The organism is Pseudomonas sp. NPDC089554, assembly GCF_050280645.1.
Lineage (GTDB): Bacteria > Pseudomonadota > Gammaproteobacteria > Pseudomonadales > Pseudomonadaceae > Aquipseudomonas.
The window spans coordinates 40544-59735 of the sequence record NZ_JBNNVR010000008.1; the positions used below are offsets into that span (position 1 = coordinate 40544).

Sequence of the window (19192 nt, forward strand, 5' to 3'; positions counted from 1 at the left end):
GAACATGCGGCGCGCAGTATGAACCCGAATGCTACCTGTACGACAGGCCAGGGACGCAGTTAAGCTTTAGCCACCTGTCTGGAGCCTACGCAAATGTTGACCTTGGAGAACGTGTTCGTCCTGATGCTGCTGGCAACGGCGGGCGCCTGGTTGTGGCACAACCACGGGCTGCGCGAGAAGGCCCTGGCGCGGGTCAAGCAGCATTGCGCCAAGCTCGACCTGGAGCTGCTGGACGAAAACGTCGCGCTCAAGCGCATCGGCTTCGTACGCGATGCCAACGGTCGCAAACGCCTTGCGCGGGTCTACAACTTCGAGTTCACCGTCACCGGCGAGCAGCGCCACCCCGGCACCGTGACCCAGTTCGGCGCCCACACCATGCAGATCGAGCTGGCTCCCTACCCGTTCGAGATCAACACCCCGCCGCGTACCGACAACGTGGTCGAGATGCAGCAGTGGCGGCAAGAACACAACCGCTGGCGTCACTGATCAATCCATCTGGCGGCAGCTGGCCAACGCGGTTTGCAGCTCCTGCTGGGCTTGCGGCTGCTCGAAGATCAGCTCGATTCGCGAATCCTTGCGCCACTCAGTGGGGCGCCACTGCACGTTATCCCCAGCCAGACCATTGAACGAACACCATCCTTCACCGCTGTGGATAACCCCTTTGGCCCGTCGCCATGGCCATCGCTCCAGGAAAGCCTGCACCAGGGCCTGGTCGAAACGCTGCCTGGGGTGCCAGCGCCAGCCAATGCTCCAGCCGCCATCGCCTTGCTGAGACTGACAAATCGGCTGTTGCGGGTCTGTCCACAAGGCCTGCGGGCTAACGAGCGAGCTATCCACAGGGAGGCTATCGATTACCGGAAAATCGTCCGCCCCTGTGGGTAGAATGCCAAGGTCCTTCAGCGCGACCGTGCCATGTTCGGCCCAAACTGCGCTGATTTCAGGAAGACGCGCAGTTATCAACAGGCGCTGCTGGTCATCCACAGAGGCCGACTTGTTGAATATCAACAGCCCAGCCTGGGCAAGTGCCTGGGCCTGGGTATCCGGCAAGGGCTCTGCACGCGCCAGTGTCTGGCTGTCCAGCACCATCAGCAATGGCTGCACCGACAGCACATCGCGCCAAGGTGCCTGCGCCAATTGCCTGAGCAGCTGCAACGGGTGGCCCAGGCCCGATGGCTCGATGAACAACCGGTGCGGGCGAGCCTTGCGCAGCAGCCGGCCCAGGCCGACCTGAAACGGCACACCATTGACGCAGCACAAGCAACCACCCGCCACTTCGCCAATGGCGATTCCCGCTTCGTCGCGGCTGAGCAGGGCAGCATCCAGGCCGACCTGGCCGAACTCGTTGACCAGCACCGCCCAGCGTTCATCAGCGGGGCGCTGGGCCAGCAAATGACGTATCAGAGTGGTCTTGCCCGCGCCCAGGGGGCCGGCGATGACATGGGTGGGAATATGGCTGAGCATGGCGGGTGTCAGGCGGAAGGTGTGGACAAGTCTATCGTGTCCACACCACGCGGCAAACGCCCGCTAGCCCAACCAGTCCAGGCTCAGCAACAGGCGTCGCTCCCCCGCAGGCGTCGTCGGCGACCGGTGCACCAGGCCTGCGCCCTCGTTGCCCAGCCACTTCTCGCCCTTGAGCAGCGCCACTTCTCCGGCCTTCAGGCGCTGGATGTTATCCACAGGCGCGTGTTGCAGGTTCGCCCGATCGATTGCCCCTTCTTCGAGCCATTCACTGCCTGCCCCTACATAGGTGGTCAGCAGCCGCAGCGGCACGTGGTCGACGTGGAAACGCGGACACATGGCGCCCTCCAGCACCCGCAGGCGCAAGCCGATGCGCCGCGCGCCGAGCAGGCAGGTATAGGCTGCGATCAGCCACGACACATCGGCAACGAAGCCTTCGTAGCCATGCAGGTCGGCCGCCTCGGGGAGAAAACCGGCCAGCTGCGGCGCCTCGCGCTCGTTCACTTCGAGTACCCGCGAATCGCCGACAGATTGGCCGAGGTTGACCAGCAGCGCAGCGAAGTCCTCGACCTGCGCGGGTAGCTGTCGGCGCCACACCGCCAGGTTGACGCCATCCTGGAAGATTTCCGTCATCACCTGGGGCGATTCGCCGAACGCCTGGCGGATATCCACAGCCCTGGTTGCCAATCTCATGCCGCCGCCTCATCGAGCCAGGGGCCGAACGGGTCCGGCAGGCGCAGCCAAGCCATCGGCCCCTGGGCCATCTCGATGTCGGTCAACAGGCAAGCTTCCAGCTCTGTGGATAACTTGGCGAAGTCGATGTTCTGCCCAATAAACACCAGTTCCTGTCGGCAATCGCCGGTCTCCACCTCCCACTGCTTGAGGATCGCCGCCAGGTTGTCTTCATCCTGCGGCCACTGTTCACGCGGCACGAAGCGCCACCAACGCCCGGCCAGGCCATGGCGCATCATGCCGCCTGCTTGCGACCAACTGCCCGCTTCCTGGTACTTGCTGGCCAGCCAGAAAAAGCCTTTGGAACGCAGCAGCCGACCGTTTTCCCAAGGCTTGTGGATAAAGTCGAAAAAGCGCTGTGGATGGAATGGCCGACGCGACTGCCAGGTAGTAGCGGCGATGCCATACTCCTCGGTTTCCGGCACATGCTCGCCACGCAGTTCCTGCAGCCAGCCCGGCGCCTGGGCGGCTTGATCGAAGTCGAACAACCCGGTGTTCAGGATGCGCGCGAGCGGCACCTGGCCCATCACCATCGGCACGATCTGCGCACGGGCATTGAGGCTGCGCAGAATGGCAAGCAACTCTTCGCGCTCATGCTGGCTGATCAGGTCGATCTTGCTCAGCAGCAGCACATCGGCGAACTCCACCTGTTCGATCAACAGGTCGCTGATCGAACGCTCGTCGCCCTCGCCCAGGGTTTCACCGCGGCTGGCCAGGCTGTCGGCCGCCTGGTAGTCGCGCAGGAAGTTAAGGCCATCGACCACCGTGACCATGGTGTCCAGGCGCGCCATGTCGGACAGGCTGCGCCCCTGCTCATCGCGGAAGGTGAAGGTTTCCGCCACCGGCAGCGGCTCGGAAATACCCGTGGACTCGATCAACAGGTAGTCGAAGCGGCCTTCGCTCGCCAACCGGGCAACTTCGTCCAGCAGGTCCTCGCGCAGGGTGCAGCAGATACAGCCGTTGCTCATCTCCACCAGTTTTTCTTCGGCGCGGTTGAGGCTGACGTTGCGCTGTACTTCGCTGGCGTCGATGTTGATTTCGCTCATGTCGTTGACGATCACCGCAACCCGCAGGTTCTCGCGGTTACGCAACACATGGTTGAGCAAGGTGCTCTTGCCGGCCCCTAGAAAACCGGACAACACAGTGACGGGAAGACGCTTGGACATGGTGAACCTCATCAGACAGTGCGCATTCGAAACGATGCATTGCATGATGTTATATTATAACAATACAATTTCGCCAAGCCGCGTTCGCCGAACGGCTGCTGGAGATGGACATGAAACTGCCCCGCGTCACCCTGCTTGTACTGCTTGCATTGCCCGCACCGCTGCTGGCAGCCATACCGCGCACCGACCTGGCCACCTGCACCCGCAGCGCTACGCTGCTGGCTTGTAAGGACCGCAGCGGTAATTACTACAGCGTTCGCACCGAGGGCAGCACCTTCTACTTGCGCGGCTATGACGTGACTAGCCGTCGGCTCTGGGCACAGACCAACAGCCGCTATGGCCAGCTGACCTTCTTCACCGGCCTGGCCAGCGATGGCGAGGCCTGGGTGGGCTACAGCCGCCGCGTCGGCTGGACCACGCTGAACCGGGTCTCCAGTTCCAGCGGCCAACGCTTCAACCTTCATTGCAGCTTGATCGGCGGTTGCCGCTGACGCTGCCTTTTCATGGAACCCTCCCGATGACCAGCCTGACCCTTCCCGATATCGCCTCACAAACCGCCCGCAAGGTCCTGCCGTTGGATTGGGTAGGCATGCGCGGCATCGCCCTACCCATCCAGTTGGGCGGACGCACCCTGGGCGCCAAGGCTGATGTTGGCGTCAGCCTGGATGACGGCAAGTCGCGTGGCATCCATATGTCGCGCCTGTACCTCGCACTGGAAGCCTTGGAGCACACGCCCCTTACGCCGCTTGCCCTACGCCAGCTGCTGGCAGGTTTTCTCGACAGCCATGCAGGCCTGTCCAGCCGCGCTTATGTGCGGCTGACGTTCGATTACCTGGTGAAAAGACCAGCCTTGGTAAGCCCCTTGTCAGGCTGGAAAAGCTATCCGGTGACGGTAGATGCACGCATCGAGAATGAAATGTTCCACGTGGAACTAGGCGTAGACATCCCCTATTCCTCCACCTGCCCGTGCTCAGCCGCCTTGGCGCGGCAGCTGATCCAGCAGCAATTCCTCAACTGCTTCGCCAATCGCGAGGTGGATGCACAAGCCGTGCTGCAATGGCTGGGCAGCACCGATGGCTTGGTGGCAACGCCTCATAGCCAACGCAGCCAGGCGCGCATCCAGACGCGCCTGCACCGTCAGGATGCCCTGCCTGTGGAAGCGCTGATCGATAAGGTTGAAGCCGCCCTCGGCACCGCCGTACAGACGGCAGTGAAACGTGCAGATGAACAGGCCTTCGCCTTGGCCAATGGGCAGAACCTGATGTTCTGCGAGGACGCCGCACGACGCGTGCACCAGGCGCTGCGGGAGTTACCGTGGGTCGCCGGCTTCGCCCTGCGCGTGGAACATGCAGAAAGCCTGCATGCCCACGACGCGGTGGCGGCCAGTCAATGGCAGTGGTAGCCGTCAGCTACGCGGGCGTACGTTACCGCAGTCGTTGCCCAGCCAGACGGCCCGGGTGTTCATGCTGCCCTGCTGCTGAACACCGGACGCGTTGAAGGTACCGTTGACCTGGGTGACGAACTCGCGGTCGCTGAGGAAGGTGGCCTGGCCGGTGCCCTGGGCGCGGGGGCAACTGAACTGGAATTTCCACACGTTGCCCTGGCGCTCGGTGATCTTCTGGGTGCAGCCGGACTGCGGGTCTTGCAGCGGAATATCGTTGGTCTGCACCTGCTCAGGCGTCAGGCACGAGCGCACGCCCTTGCCCGCAACTGCAATGCCCTGCTTGGCCAGGGTGCCTTCCAACATGGCGCGCTGTTCAGGGGGTAGGTTCTTCAGCTGGCCAAGCATGAACTCCATGTCCGGCAGGGGCTTTCCATCGACCTGCATGTTGCTGGTGGTCAATTCCCACAGGCCAGGTTGCAGCATCTGAGCATTGGCCAGCAGCGGGCTGCCCAGGCCCAAGGCCAGGGCGATCAATGGCAGGCGAATCTTCATGGGTACAGGCTCCTCGAAATACCGGCTCGAGGCCGGACAGAGGCTTAGACGCGTTTTTGGCGTCCGGGTTGCACGCCTGCCCATGAACATGGTCTGTTAGGCATCTGTGCCTTTGGTAAGCAGGATGCGTATGGATTACCACAGCCCGTATTTCTTCGGCTATTTGCTCGGCCTGATTCACTTGCTCGGTGGCATCGCCGCGCTGCATGCCCTGTTCACTGTGCGTACCGCCCAGGGGTCGATCGCCTGGGCAATGTCGCTGTTCTTCGTGCCCTACCTCACGCTCATCCCCTACCTGGTATTCGGCGCCCGCTCGTTTTCTGCCTATATCCAGGCCCGCCGCCAGGCCAATCAGGAAATGCACGTGGCCATGGCCAACCTGAACTGGCGCCCCTGGGTCGAAGAAGCACTCGCCGCCCGCGAGTCGCAAAGCTATGCGGCGCTGCGGGCGATGCCCAAGCTAAGCCGCATGCCGTGCCTGGCCAACAACGAGGTCAAGCTGCTAGTCAATGGCGAGGCCACCTTCCATGCCATCTTCGCCGCCATCGGCGAGGCGCGGGACACCGTGCTGGTACAGTTCTTCATCATCCACGACGATGCGCTCGGCCGTGAGCTGCAACAGTTGCTGCTGCGCAAGGCGGCCGAAGGGGTGAAGGTGTTCGTGCTGTACGACAGCGTCGGCAGCCACGCCCTGCCCGCCAGCTACGCCCAGGTACTGCGCGATGGCGGCGTACAGATACACGCCTTTGCCACCCGTCGCGGCTGGTTCAACCGCTTCCAGGTCAACTTTCGCAACCATCGCAAGATTGTCGTGGTGGATGGCCTGCTGGGCTTTGTCGGCGGCCACAACGTCGGTGATGAATACCTGGGTGCAAACCCGCGGCTCTCGCCCTGGCGCGACACCCATGTACAGGTCAGCGGCCCGGCGCTGGCCTGCCTGCAGGAGTCTTTCGCCGAGGACTGGTACTGGGCGGCCCGCGAACTGCCGCCGCTGATTCTGCCAGACACCTACCCGGAAAACGGCGTGCTGTGCCAGGTAATGGCCAGCGGCCCGGCCGACCCGCAGGAAACCTGTGCGTTGTTCTTCCTCGAGGCCATCCACTCGGCCAACCGCCGCGTGTGGATCACCAGCCCGTATTTCATCCCCGACGAAGCGGTATTCGCCGCGCTGCGCCTGGCTGCGCTACGTGGGGTGGATGTACGTGTGCTGATTCCCTCGCGGCCAGACCACCGCATCGTCTATGCCGCCTCCAGCCTGTTCGCCTTCGAGGCGGTGCGCGCCGGTGTGCGCATGTTCCGCTACCAACCAGGCTTCCTGCATCAGAAGGTGGTGCTGGTGGACGATGAAGTCAGCGCGATTGGCAGTGCCAACCTCGACAACCGCTCGTTCCGCCTGAATTTCGAGATCACCCTGCTGACCATCGACCGAGCCTTTGCTGACCAGGTCGAGCGCATGCTGGAGGAAGACTTCGAGCAGTCGCGGGAGATTACCGCGGAGGACAGCCGGGATACGCATCGCTTGCAGCAACTGGGGATGCGCATCGCGCGGCTGATTTCTCCCATTCTGTGAATGTGTCGGTCCCTGCCAACTACCGATACAAATCCTCACGCGTCCACGGCAGGTCATGATGCCCATCGGCATAGGGCTTCACCGCCAGGATCTGGTGCAGGTTGATCCACCCCTTGGTGAAGGCATAAGCGCAGCCAGCCAGGTACAAACGCCAGATACGCAGGGCCTTCTCCGGCACCAGGGTCGCCGCCTTGTGCAGCTGGTTCTCGAGGTTCTCGCTCCAGTGGTTGAGGGTCTTGGCGTAGTGCAGGCGCAGGCTCTCGACATCCACCACCTCGAGGCCCGCCTCGCAGACACTGGCGCTGATCATCGAGATATGCGGCAGCTCGCCATGGGGGAACACGTAGCGCTCGATGAACTCCCCTGCCCCACGCCCGACTGGCCGGCCATCGACATGCTTGGCGGTAATGCCATGGTTCATCACCAGGCCGCCTTCACGCACTGCGCCGAACAGCTTCTGGCTATACAGCTTGAGGTTGGCGTGCCCCACGTGCTCGAACATGCCCACGCTCACCACCTTGTCGAAGCGGCCATCCTGGGGCAGGTCGCGGTAGTCGAGGATCTGCAGGTCGACCCTGTCGGCCAGGCCTTCTTCCGCCACGCGCTGGCGTGCCAGCGCCAGCTGCTGCTTGCTCAGGGTAATGCCGAACACCTTGGCGCCATATTCACGCGCAGCGAAACGCGCCAGGCCGCCCCAACCGCAACCGACATCCAGCAGGTAGTCGTCGGCCTGCAAGCGCAGCTTGCGGCATAGGTGGTCGAACTTGTCCTGCTGGGCCTGGGCCAGGGTGTTGTCGGGCTCCTTGAAGTAGGCACAGGAATAGGCCATGTCCGGGTCGAGCCAGAGCTGGTAGAAGTCGTTGGAAAGGTCGTAGTGGTAGGAGATGGCTTCGGCGTCGGTGCGCTTGTCGTGGGCGGTACGCACCGGCAGCACGTCGTCTTCGCCAGCGAGCAAGGCTTCGCTGAGCTCGTCGCACACGCGGATGACTTCGCCGATATTACCTTCCAGTTCAAGTTTGCCCTCGACGAAGGCAGCGCCCAATGCATCCATGCTCGGATGGGTCAGCTGGGCAATCAGCTGCGGCTCCTTGACCAGAATGGTGACCTGCGGGCTCGGCCCTAGATCGAACTGGTTGCCGTCCCACAGCTTGAGTCGTAAAGGCAATTGCAAGCTTTGCAACGCTGGTGGAAGTTGCGCAAGCATGGATGACCCTCCGTTTCATGATCGGGGCCCCCTGACATTTCGAGCGCCACCGCAAGAGGGTAGTTCATCCGTGCGAAGTTTCCGTTTATCGCGACCATAGTCTAGAACTATCGAAACAGGCTTACACGATGGATTGTATACAATCCACCAGGCAACCACTATCTTGTGCCCCTCTTGCGCTTTTTTCTCCCTGGAGTGAAACCCATGAAATCCTATGATGTGGTGATCATCGGCGGCGGCCCCGGCGGCTATAACGCGGCCATTCGTGCAGGCCAGCTGGGCCTGAGCGTCGCCTGCGTGGAAGGTCGCTCGACCCTCGGCGGCACTTGCCTGAACGTCGGCTGCATGCCCTCCAAGGCGCTACTGCACGCATCCGAGCTTTTCGAGGCCGCCAGCGGGAGCGAGTTCGCCCATCTGGGCATCGAGGTCAAGCCGACCCTGAACCTGGCCCAGATGATGAAACAGAAAGATGAAAGCGTGACCGGGCTGACCAAGGGCATCGAATTCCTGTTCCGCAAGAACAAGGTCGACTGGGTCAAGGGTTGGGGCCGCCTGGATGGCGTCGGCAAGGTCGTCGTCAAGGCCGAGGACGGCAGCGAAAGCACCCTGCAAGCCAAGGACATCATCATCGCCACCGGCTCCGAGCCCACCCCGCTGCCGGGCGTGACCCTCGACAACCAGCGCATCATCGATTCCACCGGCGCCCTCGCCCTGCCCCAGGTCCCCAAGCACTTGGTGGTGATCGGCGCGGGCGTCATCGGCCTGGAACTGGGCTCGGTATGGCGCCGCCTGGGCAGCGAAGTGACGGTCATCGAGTACCTGGACCGCATCTGCCCCGGCACCGACGAAGAAACCGCCAAGACCCTGCAAAAAGCCCTGGCCAAGCAAGGCATGAAATTCAAGCTGGGCAGCAAGGTGACCCAGGCCACCAGCAGCGCCGACAGCGTCAGCCTCACCCTGGAGCCGGCCGCCGGCGGTGCTGCCGAAACCCTGCAAGCCGACTACGTGCTGGTGGCCATCGGCCGTCGCCCGTACACAAAGGGCCTGAACCTGGAAAGCGTGGGCCTCGAGACCGACAAGCGCGGCATGCTGGCCAACGACCACCACCGCAGCACAGTACCCGGCATCTGGGTGATCGGCGATGTCACCTCCGGCCCGATGCTCGCGCACAAGGCCGAGGACGAAGCGGTATCGTGCATCGAGCGCATTGCCGGCAAGGCCCACGAGGTCAACTACAACCTGATTCCCGGTGTCATCTATACCCGCCCGGAACTGGCCAGCGTGGGCAAGACCGAAGAGCAGCTCAAGGCCGAAGGCCGTGCGTACAAGGTCGGCAAGTTCCCCTTCACCGCCAACAGCCGCGCCAAGATCAACCACGAGACCGAAGGCTTCGCCAAGGTGCTGGCCGATGCCAATACTGACGAGGTGCTGGGCGTACACCTGGTGGGCCCGAGCGTCAGCGAGATGATCGGCGAGTTCTGCGTGGCCATGGAGTTCAGCGCCTCGGCCGAAGACATCGCCCTCACCTGCCACCCCCACCCGACCCGTTCCGAAGCCTTGCGCCAGGCAGCAATGAACGTCGAAGGGATGGCCATGCAGATCTGAAACCGCTGAATGCATCGACCTCTGCGCGGCATTCCAAGCGTAAAGGTCGGTGCCGCCGTCGGCTATCGCTTAACCCCATGTCCCAGCAGGGCGCCTGGAATGTGAGGAATTTTCTTTAAGCCGTGTGGGCAATCAACTAATTGACCCGCCAGATACATCGACACTTTCCAGCACCCGGTTTGCCATAAATTGCTGGTGTCCTGCCGCCTTCCGTATACTTTTCGTTTATCGGGCAACCCTTGCCGCCTGCCACGCGCCAGCGAATCCACATCCTTCCTTCGAGGCCATGATGCTCAATGCAATGATTGTGGACGATCACCCTTTCATCCGCTCAGCAGTCCGAATGGTGCTCAAGCAACAGCATTATCAGATCGTCGCCGAGGCGGGTAATGGTGCAGATGCCGTGCAGCTTGCCCGCGAGCACAAGCCCGACCTGATGGTCCTCGATATCTCCATGCCGGGGGTCGATGGGCTGGGTGCCCTGGGTCGCTTCACCGACCTGCGCCTGCCGACCAAGGTAATAATCCTCACTTCCCTGTGCGCCACGTTCTTCTCCATGCGTTGCATGCGTGCAGGCGCCAGCGGCTATGTGTCCAAGGGCGACGACCTCGATGAACTGGTAAAGGCCATCGATGCGATCAAGGCCGGCTACACCTTCTTCCCCGACCTGGCCATGAGCTCGGTGCGCCACGATGACGCCTATGCCAGCGAAACCACAATGATCCAGGGCCTGTCCGACCGCGAGCTGTCGATCTTCCAGCAGCTCGCCAACGGCTTCAGCAACCAGGAAATCGCCGACAAGATGCTGCTAAGCAGCAAGACCATCAGCACCTACAAGGCCAGAATTATCGACAAACTGAAGTTGAAATCGCTGGTACACCTGTCCGAATTCGCCAAACGCAACAACCTTATTTGATGAAACCACTCGTAAACGTGTGCCTGGCAGCCTTGCTGCTACTGACAGGCTCCACAGGGGTGTTCGCCGAGGACGACGCCCTGCGCCTGCTTGGACGCTCGCAGGTAACGGGCTACCAGCTCGACCTGACCCAGGACGATGCCCACTGGCTACGCGCCAGAGGCACGCTGCGCCTGGGCATCTCGGCACCGGACTACCCGCCATTCGACCTTACCAGCGACCACCAGTACGAAGGCCTTTCCGCCGACTACGCCGCGTTGGTGGCGCAGTTGCTGCACGTGCAGTTGAGCATTCACCGCTACGACTCGCGAACAGCGCTGATCGATGCCCTCAAGCGCGGCGAGATCGACCTGCTGAGCACGGCCAACGGTTTCGAGGATGACGACCCCGGCATCACGCTGTCCAAGCCCTACAGCGACGACCAGCCGATCCTCGTCACGCGCACCGATGACAACACCCCGCAAGTCGCAGAAATGTCTGGCAAGACCATCGCCATGCTCAACCACTACCTGCCCGCCGACCAGGTACGCGAGGCCTACCCAACCCCCCCCTGCAGCTCTACCCCTCGACCATCGAGGCCATCAATGCGGTGGCGTTCGGCAAGGCCGACGTGTACCTGGGCGATGCCATCAGCGCCAACTACCTGATAAGCCGCAACTACCTGAACAACATACGGCTGACCGATTTCGCCGGCCTTGAAGGCACACGCTTCGCCTTCGCCGTGGCAACACCGCAAACCCGGCTGTTGCGCCTGCTCGACCAGGCCTTGGAGGCCATTCCCCACAGCGAGCGCATCGCCATCCTTCGGCGCTGGGGCGCGTTCGACATGAGCATCCCGGGGCAACACCTGCTGAACTTCGACGAACGCGAAGACCGCTGGATGCAGGCCCACCCGCGGGTCACGGTGGTGGCGGTGGAGAACTTCCGGCCCATCACCTTCTTCAACGAACGAGGCGAGGCCCAGGGCGTCGCCGTCGACCTGCTGGCCAAGGTGGCCTTGCGCACCGGCCTGCAATTCGAAATACGCAAGGCTTCCTCTCTCGCCCAGGAACTCGAAGACCTGCGCAGCGGCAAGGCGCAACTGATTGCCGCCCTCACCCCCAGCAACGAGCGCACCAACGACCTGCGTTTCACCCGACCCTACCTCAACAGCGCCTTCGTGCTGATCAGCCGCAAGGCCGCCGGTAGCCCGCAAACCCTGGAAGAACTCGGCGGCAAAAGCCTGGCCTTGATCCGCGGCAACTACCTTGCCGAAACCCTCGCCCAACGCTTCCCGAACATCCGCATCACCCTGGTGGACAGCGCGGCCGAGGTGATGGAACGGGTCGCCAAGGGCCAGGTGGACGCCGGGGTCAACTCCCTACCCATCGCCCGCTACCTGATTTCCCGCCAGTACCCGCGCCTGCAAATCACCAGCACCGTGGGCAGCGAACCGGCGCGCTTCTCTTTCGCCGTCCCACACGACGCCCCCGAACTGCACTCGATCCTGGAGAAAGCCTTGCTGAGCATCTCGCCCGAGGAAATGGGCGAGCTGACCACGCGCTGGCGCAACGACGTGTTCATCGACAACAGTTATTGGCAACGCAACCGCGAGGCGATAATGCGTGGGTTCCTGGTCGCCGGTGCCCTGCTGTTGCTGGCGCTGGCCTGGATCATCTACCTGCGCCGTCAGATACGCCGACGCGTGCGGGCCGAACAAGCGCTGGGCGACCAGCTCGAATTCATGCGTGTGCTGATCGACGAAACCCCGCACCCGATCTACGTGCGTGACCGCCAGGGCCTTCTACTGGCTTGCAACAGCGGATACCTCAACGTGCTCGGCGTCAGTCGCGAGCAGGTGATGGGCAAGGGCGCGCTCGATGTGCCCGACGTCGACCCCGGGGAAGCGGCGCAGTACCACGCCGAGTACCTCAGGGTCATGGCCGAGGGCACCCCGCATGTTCAAGATCGCCAACTGACCCTACGCGATGGCCAGCGCCTGACCATCTACCACTGGGTACTGCCCTACCGCAGCAGCGACGGCGCGGTGATCGGCATGATCTGCGGCTGGATCGACATCAGCGAGCGCCAGCAGCTGCTCGACATGGTGCAAGAGGCCAACCGGGCCAAGACCACCTTCCTGGCGACCATGAGCCACGAAATCCGCACCCCGATCAACGCCGTCGTCGGCATGCTGGAACTGGCCCTGAAAAAGGCCGAGCAGGGCTTGCCCGACCAGGTCGCCATCGAGACCGCCTCGGACGCTGCACACGGCCTGCTCGAGCTGATCGGCGACATCCTCGACATCGCCCGCATCGAAGCCGGCAAGCTGTCGCTGACCCCCAAGCGGGCCAACCTGCTTGCGCTGCTGCGCCCACAAGCACGTATCTTCGAAGGCCTGGCCAAACAAAAGCGCCTGCCGCTGGTGTTGGAGCTCGACCCGCAGGCCGACTGCGACGTGCTGATCGACCCATTGCGCTTCAAGCAGGTGGTTTCGAACCTGCTGAGCAACGCCATCAAGTTCACTGCCCAAGGCCAGGTCAGCCTGAGCTTGCAGGTGCTGCCAGAAAGCGACGCGCAGAGCCTGCGCATTCGCCTGCGGGTCGAAGACACCGGGGTCGGTATTTCGGACGCCGACCAGAGGAAACTCTTCAGCCCCTTCACCCAGGCGTCCAGCAATACCCAGTCGGCCCGCACCGGCTCCGGGCTTGGCCTGGTGATCTGCCGCACGCTGTGCGACATGATGGGTGGCCAGCTGCAACTGCACAGTGTGCTGGGCCAAGGCACCCGGCTGGACATGCGCCTCGACCTGCCGATCCTGGAGCCGCTCGCCAGTACAGCAGCGGTGGCCGACGACAACGCACCCGCCAGCGCACGCTGAGCATCCTGGTGGCCGACGACTACCCCACCAACCGCCTGCTGCTGGGCAAGCAGCTGGGCTACCTGGGCCACCAGGTCAGCGATGCCCAGGACGGCGCCCAGGCGTTGCAGGCCTGGCGCGAGCAGCATTTCGACGTGGTCATCACCGACTGCAACATGCCCGTGATGAATGGCTACGACCTGGCCCGCGCCATTCGCCAGGACGAAGCGCAGCACGGCAAGCCGCGCTGCACGATCCTAGGTTTCACCGCCAACGCCCTGCCGGATGAGAAAGAGCGCTGCCTGGAAGCGGGCATGGACGACTGCCTGTTCAAACCCATCACCCTGCCTGAACTGGCGCAGTGCCTGGGCCAGACAGCCCCTGCCGCGCCGCCGCCCAGTGACAGCGAACCCCAGCCAGAGACGGCTCCGTGCATCGATCTGGCCTACCTGGAAAAGCTCGTGCAAGGCGACAGTGCTGCACTTCATGCCCTGTTGACCGACCTGGCCGCCAGCGTCGCCAACGACCAAGCCGAGCTGGCAGCGATCGCCGAGGGCCAGGACCTTACGCTGTTGAAGGACATCGCCCACCGCATCAGGGGCGGAGCGCGTCTGGTCAGGGCACTGCCTGCGATCGAAGCCTGCATCCAGGTCGAAGCGGCCTGTGCTACTGCAGACGAGGCTCGAATGGCCCTGGCAGCCGAACACCTGAAGCAGGAAATGAACACACTGGCGCAGGCACTGCGGAGCAACCTGGAACGCGCCTGAGCAACCTGGCTTCAACGCCGTTTGAGCACTACGTCGTAGGGTTTGACGGCAGAGCCGCAGGCGCTGGCGGGGTAGATACGCACACTCGGCTCGCTACCCAGATCGCTGCCCCTGGGCAGCTCGAGCCTGTGCATCTGGCCCGGCAGGATGTAGGTATTGGGCAGCATCAGGTTGGTGTTGGCCGCGATCACGTTGACCTGCCGATAGAGGCGAACGACGTAGCGACTGTCGTTCCTGACCACCAGCTGCTGGCCCTCCACCGACCATTCCAGCAAGGTCCAGGGGTCGCTCTTTTCCGGCAACCCGCCGGGGCCTGCCAGCCCCGCCAGGTCAGCGTTGAGAGAGGCCATGTGCGGCTCCGGGCTCGCACCTGCGGTCATGCCCTGGCTCATGACGATGAACAGGCTGATGAAGGAAATAACCCGCGAAGGGTAACGACCAGGACGTTTCATTGGAGCACCTTCAGTGTTGGAGCAAGGGTTGTGTCCCAAGCAATCAACGACTCGATTTTTGTTGAGTTCAGTTACTGGCCGAAATAGTAGGCGCGAAGAAAAGTGCCTCGAATATGATATCGCCCAAGATCACGTGCGTTAATTCTTACGACGTGCAAAAGGGCCTGGCGCACAGGTGCCCAGGCCACAGAAGTGCACTGGTGGTAAGGCCTACCGCGCATCAGGCGATGGCTTTTTGCGCAACCCCCGTCACGGCAGGGGTTTTCAGGCTCAACACCAGGGAGGTGGCGTCCAGGTCAGCGCCACCGTTCTCCATGTGCTGCTGCAACAGGGCGTGCGCAGCCTCGGCGGTAGCGATCGTGGTGCCAACTTCACGGCCTGCGTCCATGGCCAGCGTCAGGTCCTTGGCCAACAGCCAGGTCTTGAAGCCTGCTTGGTAATCCTTCGACGCCGGTGCACTTGGCACCACGCCCACACCGGGGTTCCATACGCGGAATGTCCAATTGTCTGCGGTCGAGCGAATGGCAATTTCAAAGAATGCCTTCAAGTTCAGACCCAAGCGCTCGGCCAGCGCGGTGGCTTCACAGTTCACTGCGACGCAAACCCCCATGATCAGGTTATTCACGACCTTGGCGGCTTGGCCGGCTTCTGGCCCGCCGACATGGGCAACGTACGCCCCCAACGGGCTCAGTAGCGCTTTGACGCGGTCAACGTGGGCGTCCTCGCACCCGACCATAAAGGTCAGGGTGGCAGCGATGGCGCCTTCGGTTCCACCCGATACCGGGGCCTCGGCGAAAATACGCCCTGCTTTTCTGGCCGACCCATGCAGCGACCGCGCGTTTTCGATACCGATGGTGGAGCAGTCGATGACTACGGTGCCCGGGTCGATGTTGGCGAAGACGCCATTCGGACCGGCCAGCACCTCCTTCACTTCGCTACCGGTGGGCAGCATGGTGAACACGGCTGTCACACCTTGGCAGGCCTCAGCGACGCTCGAACAGATCTGCACGCCATTCTGGGCAGCGCGCTCGCAAGCTGCCGGATCAATATCCACACCTCTGACGGTATAGCCTGCGTTCATCATATGTTTGGACATGGGGTTGCCCATGAAACCGAGGCCGATCCAAGCGATAGTCTTCATTGTTGTTCTCCATTGCGCTACAGGGTTGTATCAACGGGGTTTCGATAGCTGATCGATCGATAACAGGAAGGGATGAACAAGGACTTCGCTCCAGACACCTTCACGCGCGAACGGGTCATTGCGCTGAAAGTTCAGGGCTTGTTCAAGGGTGTTTGCTTCGACTACCAGCAGGCTGCCGATCTTCTTGTCGCTCTGTTCAGACGTGTATGGGCCTGCGATCAGGATCTTGAGGGAGGCCTGTTTCAGATAAGCCCGGTGCGCCTCATAGAACGCCTCTCGCCGGGTAGGCTTAGACGGATTATCCTTGCAGTAAATAACGTATAACATGCGGCACCTATTATTATGGGTGGATATACGTATTCGGCTTGACGCATGAGTAACTTATTGACTCGACGAGATTAACCGTACCTGCGCTGCGCGTGCCTCAACAACAGGATAAACACACGCCCGGTGTGCAAAAATTCACGGATGGCGGTGCTGCCGTTGTGAATTCAATCAAAGAAAGAGGCTTCGGTTCGCGTCCACTTGTTCTGCAATGAACTTCGCGACTTCCCGAATATGCGCGGCCTTGCGATGGTCTTCGTGCACATGCATGTAGAACGAGCGCGTAATATTGACCTGGTCCGAGAGCACAGGCATCAATGCGGGGAAGGACGATGCGATATAAGCAGGCAGGATGCCGAGCACCTTCCCTCCCAGCACCGTATGCACCTGGGTTAGCAGGTTCGTGCTGCGCAGGCGCGAAGCGAGTTCCACCTCCAGCCCAGTGGAGAAGTCGAGCTGGGGCGCGAATAGCAAATCCTCGACGTATCCCACGAAAGGATGTCGACCGAGATCGCGCTGGGTTCGAATCGCAGGCGCGGCGTCCAGATACTGGCGAGTGGCATAAATGTGCAGCCGGTAGTCCGTCAAACGGCGGGAGGCGACCCGCAAATGCTCAGCCGTCGCCAGGCTGATACCAATGTCCGCTTCACGCTTGGAGAGGCTGAACACCCGTGCTGCCGCATAAATTTCAACTTCAAGATTGGGGTGGCGCTTTGTCAGTTCCGCCATTCTCGGCGCCAGGAATACACTGCCGAAGCCATCGGGAGCGCCGACCCGAACCACACCGCAAATCTGCCCCGCATCGCGCTCTTCACTCTTATAAGAAAGTACGATGCTTTCCATACTTTCTGCAGCATCCAGTACCTTCTCCCCTTCGGGCGTCAATTCATATCCCGCATTACTTTTGTGAAACAGCCTTATTTTAAGGCCCTCTTCCAAAGCTGAAATATGGCGTGCGACTGTTGTATGTTCTGTTCCCAGTTTTTCGGCAGCACCAGACAATGTCGCGGCTCTGGCGACGGCTAGAAAATATCGAAAGTCATCCCAGTTTTCGCTCTTGTGTTTTTTTGCCATCACTTCACTCTCGATGATGCTCGCCACTTATGCCTGCGCACGCTCCCACGGCGCCCTGGCAATAAAATGGGCCTCGATGAAGGTTTTGAACGCTTCGACTTTCGCAGAGGTGTAGGCCGCTGAAGGCCTGACCAGGTAAATGCCTGCATCGGTACTGAAGGTCCACTCCGGCAACACCCGAACAAGCCTTCCACTCTCCAGGGCCCTGGCCATCAGCCAGGTGCTGCCCGCGACGATGCCCAAGCCATGCATGGCGGCGATCAGCAGGCCTTCATTGTCGTTGCTTTTGATCGACCCTTTGGGCCGCAAAGTGACGGCCTTGCCCCGAGAGATCAGGCGCCAGTCAGGGAAGTCGCTGAACCCGGTGTAGGAAAGACACTGGTGATTCATCAGCTCATGGGGCTGCGCAGGCGTTCCCCACTGTTCGAGGTATTCAGGCGAGGCGCACAGGATGCGCGTTTGATCGCACAGCTTGCGCGCGATCAGCCGACTATCCGGCAGGTCGCCGATACGAATGGCCAGGTCATAGCCCTTCGAAACGATATCCACGAAGCTGTCCGAGTACTCGAGCTCCAACGACAGGTGCGGGTGCAGCTTGGCGAACTCGGCTATCAAGGGACTCAGCCACATACGCCCCATGGCCGAGGGCAACGACAACCTGAGCGTGCCCTGGATACTGGAGGAATCTTGCAGCGCTTCGCACTGCGCCTCGTCAATCAGCCGTGCTGCGGCGCGGATGTTCTCGACGAAACGCGCTCCCACGTCAGTGAAACGAACCGCGCGGGTCGTCCGCTCGACCAAGCGCACACCCAGCCTCATTTCCAGCGCAGAGATGCGCTTGGACAGGATCGAGGGATGGCGCCCGAGCACCTTTGCCGCCGCCGCGAACGTTCGGTGGTCCGCTAGCGCGAGAATGGCCGAAAGCTCATCGGCGTGACGACTGTCGAACGGGTCCATCTATCACCTCGGCAGTGAAAATCAGGGAATCAATACGATCGACCCCTTGGAGTGGCCCTGCTCGATGTCCTGCTGGGCCTTGCCGGCATCCTTCAGCGGGTAGGTTTTCGCGACATGGGCCTTGATGATCCCTTTGGCGACGGCATCCAGCACATCGGCCGCGCGCTCCTGGTAGGCCTCGGCGGTGGCCGTGTGCGCCACCAGCGAAGGCCGAGTGAGGTACAGCGAGCCTTTGGCATTGAGGGTACCTATCGCTACAGGGTCCGGTACGCCGCTGGAAATGCCGTAGGAAACCATCAGGCCGCGCACCTTCAAACAGTCCAATGAGGTGTCGAAGGTTTGCTTGCCGATCGGGTCGTACACCACATCGGCTTTCTTGCCGTCAGTCGCTGCCTGGACATTGGCCGCCAGCGTTGCACTGTCGAAAACGAAGACATGGTCACAGCCGGCGGCCCGCGCCCGCTCGACGCTCGCCTGCTTCGAAACCACCCCGATGACATTCGCCCCCAGGTGCTTGGCCCAAGCCGCCATCAATTGGCCGACGCCGCCCGCAGCACCATAGAGCAGGATGTTGGTGCCCTGGGTCACTGGATAGGTGGTCTTGATTAGGTACTGGGCAGTGATGCCCTTGAACAACACGGCCGCCGCTTCTTCGAAGCTAATATCCTCTGGCAGCTTCACCAAACGCTCTGCCGGGAAATGCCTGACGGCTGCATAGCTGCCAATCGGGCCGGTAGCGTAGGCAACGCGATCACCCACGTTGACGTTGGTCACGCCAGCGCCGATGGCCTCGACAACGCCGGCCCCCTCAAGGCCCAGGCCGGACGGCAGCGGGATCTTCACCTCGCCACGGCGCTGGCTGATATCCAGGGGGTTCACACCCACGGCGTACTGCTTGAGCCGTACCTGCCCTTCAGCAGGTTCACCGACGTGGGTGCTGCCCAGAAGAAGCTGTTCAGCACCGCCAAAGCTTTCCAACCGCACGATATCGACCATGACTCACCTCCAGTGATTGCATTTGCACCAAAGGTCGCACCTTGCACCAGGTGCA

20 protein-coding genes are annotated in these 19192 nt (G+C 61.9%); 9 read left to right on the forward strand and 11 right to left on the reverse strand.

Annotation, left to right across the window (positions count from 1 at the left end; translation table 11 throughout):
• Positions 1-93: 93 nt before the first annotated feature.
• Positions 94-486, forward strand: coding sequence for a DUF3301 domain-containing protein (locus ACQKPE_RS04365; RefSeq protein WP_427663540.1), 393 nt, complete (start codon positions 94-96; stop codon positions 484-486).
• Here the strand turns inward: ACQKPE_RS04365 and ACQKPE_RS04370 are convergent, their stop codons facing one another.
• The 3 genes from ACQKPE_RS04370 to zigA form a co-directional block, all read right to left on the reverse strand.
• Complete coding sequence (locus ACQKPE_RS04370; RefSeq protein WP_427663541.1) at positions 487-1461, reverse strand: CobW family GTP-binding protein; 975 nt, start codon at positions 1459-1461, stop codon at positions 487-489.
• A 63-nt stretch (positions 1462-1524) separates the two neighbouring features.
• Entirely contained in the window at positions 1525-2151 is a 627-nt protein-coding gene (locus ACQKPE_RS04375; RefSeq protein ID WP_427663542.1) for a DUF1826 domain-containing protein, read from the reverse strand.
• Entirely contained in the window at positions 2148-3356 is a 1209-nt protein-coding gene (zigA, locus tag ACQKPE_RS04380; RefSeq protein WP_427663543.1) for a zinc metallochaperone GTPase ZigA, read from the reverse strand. The genes ACQKPE_RS04375 and zigA overlap by 4 nt, the downstream gene beginning before the upstream one ends.
• A 110-nt stretch (positions 3357-3466) precedes the next feature.
• On the opposite strand from zigA, the gene ACQKPE_RS04385 reads away from it, so the two are divergent.
• Together ACQKPE_RS04385 and folE2 are read left to right on the forward strand one after the other, a co-directional pair.
• Positions 3467-3847: a glutamine synthetase gene (locus ACQKPE_RS04385; RefSeq protein ID WP_427663544.1), complete on the forward strand. Its 381-nt coding sequence runs from the start codon at positions 3467-3469 to the stop codon at positions 3845-3847.
• 26 nt (positions 3848-3873) lie between these two features.
• Positions 3874-4758, forward strand: coding sequence for a GTP cyclohydrolase FolE2 (folE2, locus tag ACQKPE_RS04390; RefSeq protein WP_427663545.1), 885 nt, complete (start codon positions 3874-3876; stop codon positions 4756-4758).
• Between the two features lie 3 nt (positions 4759-4761).
• Here folE2 and ACQKPE_RS04395 read toward each other — a convergent pair whose 3' ends face one another.
• A complete protein-coding gene (locus tag ACQKPE_RS04395) occupies positions 4762-5292 on the reverse strand; it encodes a DUF3617 domain-containing protein (RefSeq protein ID WP_427663546.1) in 531 nt (176 codons plus the stop codon).
• Positions 5293-5422: 130 nt separating this feature from the next.
• Here ACQKPE_RS04395 and cls point away from each other — a divergent pair, with 130 nt between their 5' ends.
• Positions 5423-6862, forward strand: coding sequence for a cardiolipin synthase (gene cls, locus ACQKPE_RS04400; protein ID WP_427663547.1), 1440 nt, complete (start codon positions 5423-5425; stop codon positions 6860-6862).
• Positions 6863-6881: 19 nt separating this feature from the next.
• Here the strand turns inward: cls and cfaB are convergent, their stop codons facing one another.
• Complete coding sequence (cfaB, locus tag ACQKPE_RS04405) at positions 6882-8066, reverse strand: C17 cyclopropane fatty acid synthase CfaB (protein ID WP_427663548.1); 1185 nt, start codon at positions 8064-8066, stop codon at positions 6882-6884.
• A 204-nt stretch (positions 8067-8270) separates the two neighbouring features.
• Between cfaB and lpdA the strand changes: the two genes are divergently transcribed.
• From lpdA to ACQKPE_RS04430, 5 genes are all read left to right on the forward strand, one after another.
• Positions 8271-9671, forward strand: coding sequence for a dihydrolipoyl dehydrogenase (gene lpdA / locus ACQKPE_RS04410; RefSeq protein WP_427663549.1), 1401 nt, complete (start codon positions 8271-8273; stop codon positions 9669-9671).
• A gap of 289 nt (positions 9672-9960) precedes the next feature.
• The gene (locus tag ACQKPE_RS04415) at positions 9961-10587 is read left to right on the forward strand and encodes a response regulator (protein WP_427663550.1); all 627 of its coding nucleotides are present in this window, start codon (positions 9961-9963) and stop codon (positions 10585-10587) included.
• Entirely contained in the window at positions 10587-11234 is a 648-nt protein-coding gene (locus ACQKPE_RS04420) for a transporter substrate-binding domain-containing protein (protein WP_427663551.1), read from the forward strand. Before ACQKPE_RS04415 ends, ACQKPE_RS04420 begins: the two co-directional genes overlap by 1 nt.
• Entirely contained in the window at positions 11177-13447 is a 2271-nt protein-coding gene (locus ACQKPE_RS04425; protein WP_427663552.1) for an ATP-binding protein, read from the forward strand. The genes ACQKPE_RS04420 and ACQKPE_RS04425 overlap by 58 nt, the downstream gene beginning before the upstream one ends.
• Positions 13448-13455: 8 nt before the next feature.
• The gene (locus ACQKPE_RS04430; protein ID WP_427663553.1) at positions 13456-14193 is read left to right on the forward strand and encodes a response regulator; all 738 of its coding nucleotides are present in this window, start codon (positions 13456-13458) and stop codon (positions 14191-14193) included.
• Between the two features lie 11 nt (positions 14194-14204).
• On the opposite strand, the gene ACQKPE_RS04435 is transcribed toward ACQKPE_RS04430, so the two are convergent.
• The 6 genes from ACQKPE_RS04435 to ACQKPE_RS04460 form a co-directional block, all read right to left on the reverse strand.
• Positions 14205-14645, reverse strand: a complete 441-nt coding sequence (locus ACQKPE_RS04435) for a hypothetical protein (protein ID WP_427663554.1) — start codon at positions 14643-14645, stop codon at positions 14205-14207.
• Positions 14646-14865: 220 nt separating this feature from the next.
• On the reverse strand, positions 14866-15786 hold the full coding sequence (locus tag ACQKPE_RS04440; protein ID WP_427663555.1) for an NAD(P)-dependent oxidoreductase: 921 nt from the start codon (positions 15784-15786) through the stop codon (positions 14866-14868).
• A 30-nt stretch (positions 15787-15816) separates the two neighbouring features.
• Complete coding sequence (locus ACQKPE_RS04445; RefSeq protein WP_427663556.1) at positions 15817-16113, reverse strand: YciI family protein; 297 nt, start codon at positions 16111-16113, stop codon at positions 15817-15819.
• A gap of 168 nt (positions 16114-16281) precedes the next feature.
• A complete protein-coding gene (locus tag ACQKPE_RS04450) occupies positions 16282-17211 on the reverse strand; it encodes a LysR family transcriptional regulator (RefSeq protein ID WP_427663557.1) in 930 nt (309 codons plus the stop codon).
• Complete coding sequence (locus ACQKPE_RS04455; protein ID WP_427663558.1) at positions 17212-18141, reverse strand: LysR family transcriptional regulator; 930 nt, start codon at positions 18139-18141, stop codon at positions 17212-17214.
• Between the two features lie 21 nt (positions 18142-18162).
• The gene (locus tag ACQKPE_RS04460) at positions 18163-19137 is read right to left on the reverse strand and encodes a quinone oxidoreductase family protein (protein WP_427663559.1); all 975 of its coding nucleotides are present in this window, start codon (positions 19135-19137) and stop codon (positions 18163-18165) included.
• Positions 19138-19192: the final 55 nt, after the last annotated feature.

Excerpts from the sequence above, each read along its gene's own strand:
- ACQKPE_RS04365 (WP_427663540.1), top strand. The coding sequence starts at position 94 with ATGTTGACCTTGGAGAACGTGTTCGTCCTGATGCTGCTGGCAACGGCG.
- ACQKPE_RS04370 (WP_427663541.1), bottom strand. The coding sequence starts at position 1,461 with ATGCTCAGCCATATTCCCACCCATGTCATCGCCGGCCCCCTGGGCGCG.
- ACQKPE_RS04375 (WP_427663542.1), bottom strand. The coding sequence starts at position 2,151 with ATGAGATTGGCAACCAGGGCTGTGGATATCCGCCAGGCGTTCGGCGAA.
- zigA (WP_427663543.1), bottom strand. The coding sequence starts at position 3,356 with ATGTCCAAGCGTCTTCCCGTCACTGTGTTGTCCGGTTTTCTAGGGGCC.
- ACQKPE_RS04385 (WP_427663544.1), top strand. The coding sequence starts at position 3,467 with ATGAAACTGCCCCGCGTCACCCTGCTTGTACTGCTTGCATTGCCCGCA.
- folE2 (WP_427663545.1), top strand. The coding sequence starts at position 3,874 with ATGACCAGCCTGACCCTTCCCGATATCGCCTCACAAACCGCCCGCAAG.
- ACQKPE_RS04395 (WP_427663546.1), bottom strand. The coding sequence starts at position 5,292 with ATGAAGATTCGCCTGCCATTGATCGCCCTGGCCTTGGGCCTGGGCAGC.
- cls (WP_427663547.1), top strand. The coding sequence starts at position 5,423 with ATGGATTACCACAGCCCGTATTTCTTCGGCTATTTGCTCGGCCTGATT.
- cfaB (WP_427663548.1), bottom strand. The coding sequence starts at position 8,066 with ATGCTTGCGCAACTTCCACCAGCGTTGCAAAGCTTGCAATTGCCTTTA.
- lpdA (WP_427663549.1), top strand. The coding sequence starts at position 8,271 with ATGAAATCCTATGATGTGGTGATCATCGGCGGCGGCCCCGGCGGCTAT.
- ACQKPE_RS04415 (WP_427663550.1), top strand. The coding sequence starts at position 9,961 with ATGCTCAATGCAATGATTGTGGACGATCACCCTTTCATCCGCTCAGCA.
- ACQKPE_RS04420 (WP_427663551.1), top strand. The coding sequence starts at position 10,587 with ATGAAACCACTCGTAAACGTGTGCCTGGCAGCCTTGCTGCTACTGACA.
- ACQKPE_RS04435 (WP_427663554.1), bottom strand. The coding sequence starts at position 14,645 with ATGAAACGTCCTGGTCGTTACCCTTCGCGGGTTATTTCCTTCATCAGC.
- ACQKPE_RS04440 (WP_427663555.1), bottom strand. The coding sequence starts at position 15,786 with ATGAAGACTATCGCTTGGATCGGCCTCGGTTTCATGGGCAACCCCATG.
- ACQKPE_RS04445 (WP_427663556.1), bottom strand. The coding sequence starts at position 16,113 with ATGTTATACGTTATTTACTGCAAGGATAATCCGTCTAAGCCTACCCGG.
- ACQKPE_RS04455 (WP_427663558.1), bottom strand. The coding sequence starts at position 18,141 with ATGGACCCGTTCGACAGTCGTCACGCCGATGAGCTTTCGGCCATTCTC.
- ACQKPE_RS04460 (WP_427663559.1), bottom strand. The coding sequence starts at position 19,137 with ATGGTCGATATCGTGCGGTTGGAAAGCTTTGGCGGTGCTGAACAGCTT.